The 13,623-nt window shown below is 69.9% G+C and carries 9 protein-coding genes; 1 reads left to right on the top strand and 8 read right to left on the bottom strand.

Annotated elements, in window-relative coordinates; translation table 11 throughout:
- Positions 1 to 115: 115 nt before the first annotated feature.
- From ADL03_RS21440 to ADL03_RS21410, 7 genes are all read right to left on the bottom strand, one after another.
- Positions 116 to 1,135: a LacI family DNA-binding transcriptional regulator gene (locus ADL03_RS21440; protein ID WP_053735300.1), complete on the bottom strand. Its 1,020-nt coding sequence runs from the start codon at positions 1,133 to 1,135 to the stop codon at positions 116 to 118.
- Positions 1,132 to 2,511, bottom strand: a complete 1,380-nt coding sequence (locus tag ADL03_RS21435; RefSeq protein WP_053735299.1) for a GH1 family beta-glucosidase — start codon at positions 2,509 to 2,511, stop codon at positions 1,132 to 1,134. Before ADL03_RS21435 ends, ADL03_RS21440 begins: the two co-directional genes overlap by 4 nt.
- A 2-nt stretch (positions 2,512 to 2,513) precedes the next feature.
- Positions 2,514 to 3,332 carry a carbohydrate ABC transporter permease gene (locus ADL03_RS21430; protein WP_157529055.1) on the bottom strand — a complete coding sequence of 273 codons (819 nt, stop codon included), beginning with the start codon at positions 3,330 to 3,332 and terminating at the stop codon, positions 2,514 to 2,516.
- Complete coding sequence (locus ADL03_RS21425) at positions 3,329 to 4,288, bottom strand: carbohydrate ABC transporter permease (RefSeq protein ID WP_053735298.1); 960 nt, start codon at positions 4,286 to 4,288, stop codon at positions 3,329 to 3,331. The genes ADL03_RS21430 and ADL03_RS21425 overlap by 4 nt, the downstream gene beginning before the upstream one ends.
- Positions 4,285 to 5,565: an ABC transporter substrate-binding protein gene (locus ADL03_RS21420; protein WP_082373334.1), complete on the bottom strand. Its 1,281-nt coding sequence runs from the start codon at positions 5,563 to 5,565 to the stop codon at positions 4,285 to 4,287. Before ADL03_RS21420 ends, ADL03_RS21425 begins: the two co-directional genes overlap by 4 nt.
- A 557-nt stretch (positions 5,566 to 6,122) precedes the next feature.
- Positions 6,123 to 7,145, bottom strand: coding sequence for a LacI family DNA-binding transcriptional regulator (locus ADL03_RS21415; protein ID WP_197288528.1), 1,023 nt, complete (start codon positions 7,143 to 7,145; stop codon positions 6,123 to 6,125).
- Positions 7,146 to 7,315: 170 nt separating this feature from the next.
- Positions 7,316 to 9,958: a glycoside hydrolase family 9 protein gene (locus tag ADL03_RS21410; protein ID WP_197288527.1), complete on the bottom strand. Its 2,643-nt coding sequence runs from the start codon at positions 9,956 to 9,958 to the stop codon at positions 7,316 to 7,318.
- A 551-nt stretch (positions 9,959 to 10,509) separates the two neighbouring features.
- On the opposite strand from ADL03_RS21410, the gene ADL03_RS21405 reads away from it, so the two are divergent.
- Complete coding sequence (locus ADL03_RS21405) at positions 10,510 to 12,597, top strand: cellulase family glycosylhydrolase (RefSeq protein ID WP_082373333.1); 2,088 nt, start codon at positions 10,510 to 10,512, stop codon at positions 12,595 to 12,597.
- Here ADL03_RS21405 and ADL03_RS21400 read toward each other — a convergent pair.
- Positions 12,578 to 13,564: a YafY family protein gene (locus tag ADL03_RS21400; protein WP_053735295.1), complete on the bottom strand. Its 987-nt coding sequence runs from the start codon at positions 13,562 to 13,564 to the stop codon at positions 12,578 to 12,580. The two genes, ADL03_RS21405 and ADL03_RS21400, sit on opposite strands and share 20 nt — an antisense overlap.
- Positions 13,565 to 13,623 lie beyond the last annotated feature (59 nt).

The following is a 13,623-nucleotide window of genomic DNA, read 5'->3' as shown; positions in this document are numbered from 1 at the left end:
CTCCCACTCACACCGCGTAGTACGGCCTGGTCCCGGCCCGGGTTCAGGCCGCGGGGCAACTACTTCGGCGTCGAATGGGTCCGCGTCGATTCGGGCCGGCGCGTTCGGAAGTGCGTCAGGCGCTGGCCCTGCGCACGAGCGAGGTGGGCAGCAGCATCGAGAGGGGCAGCTTCTCCTCGCCCGCGAGCTCGGCGAGCAGCCGCCAGGTCATGGTGCGGCCGAACTGCTCCAGGTCCTGCCGCACGGTGGTCAGCGGCGGCACCGCGGTCGAGGCGAGCACCGAGTCGTCGAACCCGACGACCGCCACGTCGTCGGGGATGCGGTAGCCGCGGGCCTGGAGCACGCGCAGGGCACCCAGCGCCATGATGTCCGCCGCGACGAACACCGCGTCGAGGTCGGGTGCCCTGCGCAGCAGCTCCTCCATCGCGAGTGCCCCGGCCTCGGGCGTGAAGTCGCTGTGCACCACCAGCGACACGGACAGGCCGTGCTCGGCGAGCCCGCAGCGCCACCCGCTGAGCCGGTCCATGCCCACCGCCATGTCCCGCGGGCCCGCGATCGTGGCGACCTTCTCACGGCCCAGGGACACCAGGAGCCGCACGGCTTCCAGCGAGCCGTTGAAGTTGTCCGAGTCGACGAACGGGACGGTGCCGCCCGCGAGGGGGCGGCCGCCCACCACGATGGGCAGCCCCGCCTCGTGCAACGTCCTCGGCAACGGGTCCTCGCCGTGCAGGCTCACGACGAGCGCGCCGTCGACGTGCCCGCCGGTGAGGTAGGCGACCTGGTCCTGGCCGTCCAGCGGCTGGTTCATCATCAGCAGCAGCTGGACGTGCCGTCCCGCCAGCTCGGCGTGCACCCCGCGCAGCACACCGGCGAAGAACGGGTCGGCGAGCACCCGGCTGCCCTGCTCCGAGATCACCAGCGCGATCGCGTTGGCCTTGCTGCCGGCCAGGGTCCGCGCGGCGTGGTTGGGGCTGTACCCGAGCAGGGCGATCGCGCGGTGCACGGACTGGCGCGACCGCTCGCTCACGTACTTCTCCCCGTTGATCACCCGGGAGACGGTGGACTTCGACACCCCGGCCACGCGCGCGACCTCCTCGATGCGCGGGCCGGGGCGCCGAGTCCTGCCTTCCGTCATGAGACGGCGACCAACGCGTTGTCGCGGGCCACTCGGGCGAACCACCTCGCACTCATCTTCGGTGTGCGGATCTGGGTCGCGTAGTCCACGTGGACGATGCCGAACCGCTTCGCGTACCCCTCGGCCCACTCGAAGTTGTCCATCAGCGACCAGCAGAAGTAGCCGCGCAGGTCGACGCCCGCCTCGATCGCCGCGTGCGCCGCACGCAGGTGCGAGGCGATGAACCCGGTCCGGTCGACGTCGTCGATCGCGCCGTTGACCGAGAAGTCGTCGCGGAACGCGGCACCGTTCTCGGTGATGTAGAGCGGCAGGCGCGGGTAGTCGTGGTGCAGCCGCAGCAGCACGGCGGTGAGACCGTCCGGGTGGACTTCCCAGTCCATGTCGGTGCGGGGAGCGTCACGGCGCGGGAACGACGCGTGCTGCACACCGACCCACGGCGAAGGCGCGTTGTCGCTGCCGTTCGGCGACGCGCTGACGTAGTGCTCGGAGTAGTAGTTCACGCCGAGCATGGCCATCGGCGCGGAGATCACGTCGAGGTCGCCGTCGCGCACGTGCTCGCTGAACCCGAACGGTTCGAGGTCCGCCACGATGTCCGCGGGGTACTCGCCGCGCAGCAACGGGTCCAGGAAGATCCGCTGCTGCAGCCCGTCGAGCCGGCGCGCCACGTCCAGGTCGGCCGGGTCGGAGGGGTCGACCGGGATGATCGGGTACATGTTGAGCGTGATGCCGACCTTCGCGTCCGGCACGGTCGCGCGGATGGTGTCCGCGGCGAGCCCGTGGCCGAGCAGCAGGTGGTGCACCGCGGCGACGGCGGCGCTCGGGTCGGTGCGGCCCGGTGCGTGCACGCCGGACGCGTAGCCGAGGAACGCCGAGCACCACGGCTCGTTCAGCGTCGTCCACGTGTCCACGCGGTCACCGAGGGCCTCGACGGTGGCGGCGGCGTAGTCGGCGAACCGGTAGGCCGTGTCACGGGAGGTCCAGCCGCCCGACTCCTCCAGCGTCTGCGGCAGGTCCCAGTGGTAGAGCGTCGGCCACGGCACGATGTCGTGCGCCAGCAACGTGTCCACGAGCCGCTGGTAGAAGTCGAGACCCTTGGGGTTCACCTCGCCGCCGTCCGGGCGCACCCGCGGCCACGCGATCGAGAACCGGTAGGCCTTGAGGCCGAGCTCGGCCATCATGGCCACGTCCTGCTCGAACCGCCGGTAGTGGTCGGCGGCGGGTTCGCCGCAGTCGCCGCCGACGACCTTGCCGGGCACCCGGCAGAAGGCGTCCCAGATGGAGTCGGTGCGGCCGTCCACGGCGGTCGCACCCTCAACCTGGAACGCCGCGGTCGCGGCTCCCCACAGAAAACCCTGCGGGAAAACAATGTTCTCCATTTTCACCCCTTGACGGCGCCCTGCATCACACCGGCGACGATCTGCCGCCCGAGCACGAGGAACACGATGAGAACCGGAATCGTCGCGAGCGTGGTTCCGGCGAGGACGAGCGAGTAGTCGACGTAGTAGCCGCTCTGCAGCTTCTCCAGTGCGACCTGGAGCGTCGGGTTGTCGGCGTTGAGCACGACGAGCGGCCAGAGGAAGTCGTTCCAGGACTGCATGAACGTGAACACGCCCAGCATCGCCGCGGCTGGCCGGGCCGCGGGGAGGGCGACGTGCCAGAACGTGCGCCACAGGCTGCAGCCGTCCATGCGCGCCGCCTCGACCAGTTCGTCGGGGATGGCGTCGAGGAGGTACTGCCGCATCCAGAACACGCCGAACGCGGTGACGAGGTTCGGCACGATCACGGCTTCCAGCTCACCGGCCCAGCCGAACTCGGCCATCGCCATGTAGAGCGGGATGATGCCGAGCTGGGTCGGCACGGCCAGCGTCGCCACCACGAACAGGAACAGCACCCCGCGACCGCGGAACCGCAGCTTGGCGAAGGCGAAACCGGCCAGCGTCGACAGCAGCACCACCGACAGCGTCACGGTCCCGGACACGATGAAGCTGTTGGCCAGCGCCTTCCAGAACGGGATCGTGTCGATCACCCTGGCGGCGTTCGTGAAGAAGTTGCCGCCGGGGATCAACGTGAAGTCACCGGTCAGGACAGCGTTGTCGCGGCTCGCGACCAGGTACGACCAGTAGAACGGGAACGCCGAGCCGAGCACGAACGCGCCGAGCAGCCCGTAGATCAGGAAAGACGGTCTGCGGTTCGTCATCGCACCGCCCTCCTGGTGAGGAAGAAGTTGAGCGCGGCGACACTGATCACGATCAGGAACAGCACCCACGCGATCGCGGACGCGTACCCGAGGTCGAGACCCTGGAACGCCGACTGGTACAGGTAGAGCACGACCGTCTGGTACTGGTGCTCCGTGCCGCCGCCACTGCCACCGGACGGTTCGAACAGCTTCGGCTCGGTGAAGATCTGCAGGCCGCCGATGGTCGAGGTGACGATCACGAAGATCAGCGTCGGCTTGAGCAGCGGCAGCGTGATGCTGAAGAACCGCCGCAGCGCCCCGGCGCCGTCGACGACCGCGGCCTCGTACACGTCACGCGGGATCGCCTGCATCGCGGCGAGCACGATCAGCGCGTTGTAGCCCGTCCACCGCCAGTTGACCATGGACGCGATGGCGACGTGGCTGCCGAACGTCGAGGCCTGCCAGTCGATCGGGCCGATGCCCACCAGGGTGAGGAAGTCGTTCACCAGACCGTACTGCGGCCCGAACAGGTTGCCGAAGATGATCGTCAACGCCACGAGGCTGGCGACGTAGGGGAGCAGCACACCCATCCGCCAGCCGGTGCGGGCGCGCAGGTTCTCGTTGAGCAGCGCCGCGAGCACGACCGCGACGACGACCTGCGGGGCGCTGGAGAGCACGAAGATGCTGAACGTGTTGAACAGCGCGTTCCAGAACTGGTCGTCCTCGAACAACGTCTTGTAGTTGTCGAGACCGATGAACGTCGGGTTGTCCGCGCCCACCTCCCACTCGAAGAGGGAGACGTACGCCGTGTACAGCAACGGGAACAGCCCGACCGCGCCGAACAGCACGAAGAACGGCGCGACGAAGAGGTACGGCGAGACCTTGCTGTCCAACTTGGACAGCCGGTGCCGCCGCGGCGCCCGCGGGCGAGTCTCCTGGACTCGCCCGCGGTCGACCTTGGAGAGAACGGCGGTCACTTGGCCGCCTTCTGGGCGCCTTCGACGGCGGTCTTCCACGCCTCGTCGGCGTTCTTGCCCTGTTCGACGGACTGCAGGGCCGGGCTGAACACGGTCTCCTGGATCTGGCCGTCAGCCGGACCCTTGTACTGCGCGGCCTTGACCTTCTTGGCCTGCGTGGCGAACAGCGCGCCGGCCTTCACGTCACCGAAGTAGGCGTTGGTCTGCTGCAGCAGCTCCGGGGCGTCGAGCGCCTTCACCTGGCTGGGGAAGGTGCCCTTGGCCTTGAACGCCTTGACCTGCTGCTCCGGCGCGGTCAGCCAGGCGGCGAGCTCGGCGGCCTTCTTCGCGTTCTTGCTCTGCTTGGGAACGCTCAGGTACGAGCCACCCCAGTTGCCGCCACCGTTCGGGAACGCGTCGGTGACCGCCCACTTGCCGGCGTTCTCGGGACCGGCCTGCGACTCCACCACGCCGAGCATCCACGACGGGCACGTCTTGGTGGCGAACTTGCCGAGCTTGAAGCCGGTGTTCCACTCGTTGCTGAACGCGCCGAGCCGCGCCGACTGTCCCTTCGCGACAGCGGCGGTCACCGCGGTCCAGTCCGACTTGATGTCGGGGTTGGTGTCCACGACCAGCTTGTCGGACTTGTCGTAGTAGCCGACCTCGTGCTGGTTGTGCATGGCGTTGAACACCTGGGCGGCGCTGTCGAACCACGCCACACCGGGAACCTTGGCGACGAACGTGTCACCGGCGGCGAAGTAGCTGTCCCACGTGGCGAAGAGCGCCTTGACGCCCTCGGGGTCGGACGGCAGCCCGGCCTGCGCGAACAGGTCCTTGCGGTAGCACATCGCCAGCGGGCCGATGTCCGTGCCGTAACCGATCAGCTTGCCGTCCTTGGTGGTGACCGCGTCGGTCTTCCACTGCAGCCAGCGGCCGTCCTCGATCTTCGGACCGATCTCCTTGAGATCGTTGAACTGCCCCGACTTCGACATGACCTGGCTGAGGTAGCCCTCTTCGACGGCCTCGATGTCAGCGAGACCCGACCCGGCACCGAGCTTGGTGAACAGGTTCTGGTGGTGCGGCTGACCCTGCCCGGTCTTCCGCTGCGTGATCTTGACGTCCGGGTGGGCTGCTTCGTACTCCTTGAACAGGTCCTCGTACCCGAACTCGTTGAACGTGGCGATCGTCAGCTCAGTCTTGCCATCGGCGGACTGAGTGGCGCCACCCGAGCCGCACGCTGTCGTGGCTGCGGCGGACACGGCGGCACAGATCAGCACGCTGACCCAACGGTGTCGCACGGGAGAACTCCTCTGGTCTCGGCGGGCGGATTCTGGGAGCGCTCCCAGGTGCCGAGGAGTGTCGTACTGGTGTCGAGAGTGTGTCAAGACACACTCCGGCCCGGATCAGGCAGTTCCGGCCGTGGTGAGGGGGGTGACCTCGGGTTCTCGGCGGAGGTCACAGTTGGGAAAACTGGGAGCGTTCCCGGAAGAGTGTCGTTTGGGTTAACGCTGTGTGCGGGTACAGGTACGGACAGCGTCAACGGGCCTGCGACCGGTTGGCCTAGCAAGCGTTCGGTCACGCAGACGCGCACGCTGCCCACCCGGCCGGGACACGGATGTTTCCGCGACGAATGCGTTGTCGGGCTGCGCGTTGTGCGGCCGCTCGACGGTGGGTCCCGTGTTGCCGCGCCGCCCACGCCAACGCCTCGCCGACGCCGACCGGCTCACCATCGACAGCTGACCCGCACCCCTGACCCCGCTGCTGCTAGGCGCACGCGGGGAGGTTTCGTCCTCCAGGAGCGTGCGAAAGCTCCCCGCGTGGCAGACCGCGGCGGCTGGCGGTGCGGCGGCGTCGGTTACGCGCTCGCGCGCCGCACCAGCGACGTCGGCAGCAGCAGCGACGGCGGCAACCCGTCCTCCCCGGCGAGCGCGCCGAGCAGCCGCCAGGTCATCGTCCGCCCGAGCTGTTCCACGTCCTGGCGGACCGTCGTGAGCGGCGGGGTCGCGGTCGAGGCCAGCAGCGAGTCGTCGAACCCCACCACCGCCACGTCCTGCGGCACCCGCCGGCCCCGCGCGTGCAGCACCTGCAGGGCGCCGACCGCGATGATGTCGGCCGCGACGAACACGGCGTCGAGGTCGGGTGCCCGGTCGAGCAGCGCGGCCATCGCCGAGGCGCCGCTCTCCGGCGTGAAGTCCGCTTCCGCCACCAGGTCCGCGGGCAGCTGGGCCTCGCCGAGGCCGCGCCGCCACCCGCTGAGCCGGTCCTGGCCCGCGGCCATGTCGCGCGGGCCGGTCACGGTCGCGATCCGGCCGCGGCCCAGTGACACCAGGTGCCGGGCCGCCTCCAGGCCGCCGGTGAAGTTGTCCGAGTCGACGAACGGAACGCTCGCCTCGCCGAGCGGGCGGCCGCCGACGACCACGGGCAGGCCGAGCTCGTGCAGCCGCCGGGGGAGCGGGTCGTCGCCGTGCAGGCTCACGAGCAGCGCACCGTCGACGTGGCCGCCGGTGAGGTAGGCGACGAGGTCGTCGTGGTCCTGCGGCTGGCTCAGCATGAGCAGCAGCTGAACGTGCCGCCCGGCGAGCTCGGAGTGCACCCCGCGCAGCACGCCGGCGAAGAACGGGTCGCCCAGCACGCGGCTGCCCTGTTCGGAGACGACCAACGCGATGGCGCTCGCCCTGCTGCCCGCCAGCGTCCTGGCCGCCTGGTTCGGGCTGTAGCGCAGGTGGCTGATCGCCTCGTGCACCGCGTCGCGGGCCTTGGTGCTCACGTACGGCTCGTCGTTGATCACGCGGGAGACGGTCGACTTGGACACCCCGGCCAGTCGCGCGACTTCCTCGATGCGCGGACCGGGCCGCCGGTGCCTGTCAATCTCCGTCATGCCGCTCATCGTAGGAGTCAGCGGCCGTCAGTTCGAAAACGGGCGAACTGCGTCGGGGCGCGTCCCCGGCACCACGCTGTGCCGGGGACGCGGCTGGGACCGGCCCGTGGCCGGAAGTGGGATCGGCGCGGAACGCCTGGGCGCGCAGAACGCCCCGCACCGAAGCTCTGTCAGGGTTCGGCACCCCACGCCAGCGCGCCGGCGGTGTAGGCGGTCACCCGGTCGAAGTCGGTGAGCGTGGAGCTCACCCGGTAGCTGTGGTCGTCGGACTGGTCGAACGCGGACCAGTCGGACTTCGCCACCCGCAGCTGGATCTCGCCGGTGCCCGCGCCGGGGGCGAGGCTGCCGGACGGGAACGACACCTCGACGTAGGCGTCGGCGCCCGGACGGGCGGTGGCGAGCTTGACCACGCGCAGGCTGATGTTGGCGCAGCCCATCTGGGCCCAGTCGCACCACACCTGGTAGCCGGCCGACGCGGAGTCACCGGTGAACCAGTACCGCGCCGTCGTCGTGGCGAGGTTCGCCGCCGTGGTGCCGCGGTTGGTGAGCTGGACCGTGGCACCGATCTGGTTCGTCCTGGCCGTGCCGGAACCCTTCTGCTGCACCGTCAGGGTGCTGCGGACACCGGGCAACGTCCTGGTGCTGACCGGCGTGCCGGCCGCGGACACGTTGCCCGCCGCGTCCCTAGCCCGCACCGCGAACGAGTACGGCGTGTCCGGCGTGAGGCCGGTGAGCAGCAGGCTCGTGGTGCTCACCGCGCCGACGACCGTCGTGCCGTCGAGGACCTCGTACCCGGTGACGCCCACGTTGTCGGTCGAGGCGGTCCAGCTCAGCGTCACGCTGGTGCTGCCGGCGTTCGCGGCGATGAGTCCACTCGGGACGGTCGGTGCCTCGCCGTCGTCGACGGCACCGCCGGGCTCCTGGCCCCACACCGTGCGCCCGTCCTGGCGCAGCACCACCCGGTCGGTCTGGGCGACCGTGTTGCCGCTGCCCAGCCCGACGTAGGACCAGTCGTTGGCCGGGTCCCACGTGCCGGTGCTGGTGATCCGGAACTGGACCTCCTTGCGGTACGCGGACTGCCCGGCCGGAGCCACGCCGGTGCACGGGATCTCGACGTAGTACACCGCGCCCCGGTACTGCGCGGGCTGGCTCGCGGCACCGCACTGGTTGTAGTTCGTGGTGACGCTGATCTGGCTCGGCGTCGTGGCGCCGTCGAGCGTGAAGTAGTAGCGCAGCGTGCCGTTGAACGTCCTGGCCGGCCAAGCGCTCTTGTTCAGCACGAACGCCTTGACCTCCGTGAACTGCGCCGCGCCCTGGTTCACCGACGCCTGCACGGTCAGCTCGGGGCCGTCGGGGGTCTCGGCCACCGGGAAGTTCGCCAGCGGGGTGCCGCCGTACTCCTGGTACAGCCGGGCGAGCGCGCTGGTGAAGCCCGCGTTGTAGTCGAGCGCGACCTCGTTCATCACGTAGTCGCTGCGGCTGTCGGTGTAGGCGTCGTTGTTCGTGCTGGGCCCGCCGACCAGGGCGCCGTAGAGCACGTGCCGGCTGGTGACCGGGTCCTGGATGGTGTCGGCCCACGCGCCGTGCGCGGTGCGGTGGTGCGGGTTGCGCGGCGGGTTCGCGCCGAAGCCGACGACGTAGCTCGCGTTGCGCGGGTTGTCGCCGAGGGCGTAGTTGACCTGGCGCACGCCGAAGTCGTGGTAGGTCTTGGCCCGCGTGCTGTCGCGAGTGGACAGCCAGTCCGAGTAGACCAGCGCGGCGAACGCGGTGTTGGCGGCGTAGCGCAGCGAACCCCAGCTGTCGAGCACGGCCTGGCCACCGGGGGAGTAGCGCACCCGGTTGCCGTTGTAGCCGGTGGTCCAGTAGTCCAGCCAGCGGTTGGCGTCGGTGATGTAGGTCTGCTCACCGGTCAGCTTGGCCATCAGCACGTAAGCGCCGTACGACTTGTCGTCCCACGCGATGGTCCACTTGTAGGAACGCTCGGTGCTCTGCTGCTCGGTGCTGAGCTTCGTGTACTCGGACTTGGCCTTGGCCAGGTAGGTCGCGTCACCGGTCGCGCGGTGCAGCCAGATCGCACCCCACACCAGCTCGTCCTGGTAGCCGCTCCAGGAGTTGTAGAAGCTCGCGGCGTCGGTGATGCACGAGCTGTACTTGCCGCGGTAGGTGTCCGCGAACGAGTAGAGCTGCTTGGCGTGCGTCAGCAGGGTGGCCGCGTAGGCCGGGTCGGTGTCCTTGAAGACCATCGAGGCCGACGCCATCGCGGCGGCGTACTCGCCGGCCAGGTCGGAACCGGGGCAGGAGGCGTCCACCTTGTACGACGGCCGCGCCATCGGCATGACCTCGACCGGGCCCCACCAGGCGTGGTCGGGGTTGCCCGCGCCGACCTGCCCGTAGACGACGTTGGGCGACGGGTGCGCCTTGATGATCCAGTCGGTGCCCCACCGCAGGTTCGCCATCAGGTGCTGCAGCTGTCCCGAGCTCGCGTAGGCGGCGCGGTTCTCGACGGCGCCCCAGGCGAGCATCGACATGCTGAACGCGAACGGCAGCCCGAACTTGACGTGATCACCGGCGTCGTAGAAACCGCCGGACAGGTCGAGCCCGACATCGGAACCGTCGCGCAGCGCCGAGTCCCCGCGCCAGCTCACCCGGTTGTCCTGCGGGAGCTTCCCGGACCGCTGGGCGTCGTAGAACCAGACGGACTTCTGCAGTGCCTCGGCGTAGTTGAACGCGGGCGCGGCCACCGAGCTCGAGGCCAGCGGGCCGGTCAGCACCACGAGCAGGGCGACGAGGGCGGCTGTCGCAGCTCTCGACATGCGACTGTGCATGTGAGCCTCCGATGGCAGGGGTGTCGGTCTGGGAGCGCTCCCAGGTCCCGGACTGTAACGGTCACGAAACCGCTCCGACAGGCCCCTTGTGCTGTTTTCTTCGCGCATTCCGCCGTTTGCCGCAACTTTCGCTTAACGGCCGCGCAGTTGCCATGATCGTCAATTTCGGGGCGGTCGCCGGAATGGCCGAGCGTCTCGGAAAAACCGGTGACGAAATGTGCTCGGGCACCGTTTTCCGGCGGCTGAGGTTCATCGTAACGCGTGAGCGAACGCGCTTTCGCCGATCACCCGGAGTGCAACGTGAGGTTCGCTTTCAATTCGACCGGTGTTCGACAGGTCTTCCCGATCGGCTCCCGGCGTGGTTACAGTCCGGCAATCGACTGGGAGCGCTCCCAGCTCCTGAGCCAGGGGTCGAACAGGGCGCGGATCGCCACGGTGCGGCGTCGTGGCGGCTGCGACGGCCCCTTCGAGCACTCCCTCCGAACGTGCGGTTCGGAGGGAGTGCTCCTGCACCCGCGCCGGGCTCGGAAAGGCGTGCCATGACCGGACTTCGCGACAGGTTCCAGGCGGTTCGCCGTGGTGGCGCCGCGCTGGCGGCGGCACTCGTGGCGGTGGCGGGGACCATCGGCCTGGCCGCCGTCACCCCGGCCGCGGCGGCACCCGGCTGCAAGGTCGACTACGCGGTGGCCAGCCAGTGGTCCGGCGGCTTCACCGCGAACGTCGCGGTGACCAACGTCGGTGACCGGGTCGACGGCTGGCGGCTGACCTGGGCGTGGCCGTCCGGCCAGCAGGTGTCCCAGGCGTGGAACGCGACGGTGACGTCGTCGGGCAACCAGGTCACGGCCACGAACGCGGGCTACAACGCGGTGATCGAGCCGAACGCCTCGGTCTCCTTCGGCTTCAACGCCAGCTGGTCCGGCACCAACACGGCGCCGCAGTCGTTCGCGCTCAACGGCGTGACCTGCACGGGCGTCCCCGGCACGCCACCGACGACCACGACCACCACCACGACCACGTCCGGCAACCCGGCGCCCGGTGACGCGATGGCCCAGGTCGCGGCGATGCAGCCGGGCTGGAACCTCGGCAACTCGCTGGACGCGACGGGTGCCGACGAGACGTCGTGGGGCAACCCGCGGGTCACGGAAGCGTTGCTGGACAACGTGAAGGCGCAGGGCTTCAAGAGCATCCGCATCCCGGTGACCTGGGGCCAGCACCAGGGCCCGGCACCGGGCTACACCATCGAGCCCGCCTACCTCGCCCGCGTCAAGGAGGTCGTCGGCTGGGCGCTCGCGGACGGCTTCCACGTGCTGATCAACATCCACCACGACTCGTGGCAGTGGATCAACACCATGCCGACCGACCGGACCGGTGTGCTGGCCCGCTACAACGCCACCTGGACGCAGCTCGCCGCCGCCTTCAAGGATTCCCCGGCGAAGCTCGTGCTGGAGAGCGTGAACGAACCCCAGTTCACCGGCAGCTCCGGCGACGCGCAGAACGCCCAGCTGCTGCACGAGCTCAACGCGTCGTTCCGCGACATCGTGCGGCGCTCCGGCGGCAACAACACCAGCCGCCTGCTCGTCCTGCCGACCCTGCACACCTCGTCCGACCAGGCCCGGATCGACGAGCTGACGGCGTCGCTGACCACGTTCAACGACCCGAACATCGCCGCGACGGTCCACTACTACGGCTATTGGCCGTTCAGCGTGAACGTGGCCGGCGGCACGCATTTCGACGCCACCGCGCAAAAGGACCTCACGGACTCGTTCGACCGCGTGTACAACTCGTTCGTCGCGCGGGGCATCCCGGTGATCCTCGGCGAGTACGGCCTGCTCGGGTTCGACCGGCACACCGGCACGATCGAGCAGGGCGAGAAGCTGAAGTTCTTCGAGTACTTCGGCTACTACGCGAAGGCCAAGAAGATCACCACGATGCTGTGGGACAACGGCCAGCACTTCGGCCGCACGTCGTTCCAGTGGAGTGATCCCGAGCTGATCGCGCAGATCAGGTCCAGCTGGACCACGCGGTCCGGCACCGCCTCGACCGACCAGGTGTTCAGTGCGAAGTCGAGCCCGGTCACCGCCAAGACGATCACGTTGAACCTCAACGGGACCACGTTCAGCGGCCTGCGCCAGGGCACGGCGGAACTGGTGCGCGGCACCGACTACACCGTGCAGGGCGACCAGCTCACCCTGACCGCGGCGGCGCTGACCCGGCTGAGCGGAGCCCGCGAGTACGGCACGAACGCCACGATCACGGCGCACTTCTCGCAGGGCGTGCCGTGGCGGATCAACCTGGTCACCTACGACGTGCCCGTGCTGCGGAACGCGACCGGCACCACCGCGGCGTTCGCGATCCCGACGACCTTCCGCGGCGACCTGCTCGCCACGATGGAGGCGAAGTACGACGACGGGTCGAACGCGGGCCCGCAGAACTGGACCTCCTTCAAGGAGTTCGACCGCACGTTCGCGCCGAACTACACCGCGGGCACCACGACGCTCACGCCGGAGTTCTTCGCGGAGGTCGCCGACAACCGGCGGGTCACCCTGACGTTCCACTACTGGAGCGGCGCGAAGCTCACCTACTACGTCACGAAGTCCGGCAGCGCGGTCACCGGGACGGTGGGCTGAGCCCGGCCGCCCGAGCGGCGCGCGCGGCCAGGTCGGCGAACGCGTCGCGCAGCTCGGGCGGACTCACCACCTCGACCTCGGTGTCGAAGCGGGCCAGCTTCGCCGCGAGCGCGGCCCACGACCAGGACCCGGTGAGCAGCCGGGTCCGGCCGGGCCCGGCGTCGTGCGCGGTGTCCTCGCCCGCGAACGGCGCGACCTCGCTGACCGGCAGGTCGAGCACCACCTCGCCCCGGCACGGCCACGCCGTGGTGTCCGAACCCTTAAACCGCGCGGACAGGAACGCGGCGACGTCGCCACCGGGCACCTCCCGCGGCGTGAACCGTGGTCCGTTCGGGGTCCGCAGGGTCATCCGGTCGGCCCGGTAGGTCCGCCAGTCGCCGCGCTCGGCGCTCCACCCGACGACGTACCAGCGACCGGCCCGGCTCACCAGGTGGTGCGGCTGCACCCGGCGCGGCGGCCCGTCGCCCTCCGCGGCACCGGGAGCGCGGTAGTCGAACCGCAGCTCCTCCCGCGCACGGACGGCAGCGCTCACCGCGAGCAGGACCTCGGTGTCCACCTGCGGCCCGCCACCGGCCGACCCGACGTCCAGCACGTCGATGCGCCGCCGCAGCCGTGCCGGCAGCACCTGGCGCAGCGTCACCAGCGCCCGCGCGGCCGCCTCCTCGATGCCCGCTCCCGTCCCGACCGCGATCCGCAGCGCCACGGTCAGCGCGACCGCCTGCTCCTCGTCGAACAGCAACGGCGGCACCGCGCTGCCCGCCTCCAGCCGGTACCCGCCGTCGGGCCCCTTGACGGCGTGCACCAGGTAACCCAGCTCGCGCAACCGGTCGACGTCACGCCGCACCGTGCGCTCGCTGACCCCCAGCCGGTCGGCGAGCAGCCCGCCCGGCCAGTCGCGGCGGACCTGCAGCAGCGACAGCAACGACAGCAGGCGCCCGGAGGTGGTGGTCGAGGAAGCGATCGGCATGGTTGCCAGCCTCGCACAAGTAGCGGACGTTCCCTGTCCGCTACTACCGGCATCGTGGT

This window comes from Nocardia sp. NRRL S-836 (assembly GCF_001279525.1).
GTDB lineage: Bacteria > Actinomycetota > Actinomycetes > Mycobacteriales > Pseudonocardiaceae > Lentzea.
The sequence above is the reverse complement of the archived record's forward strand: the minus strand, read 5'-3'. Positions and strand labels throughout refer to the sequence as shown.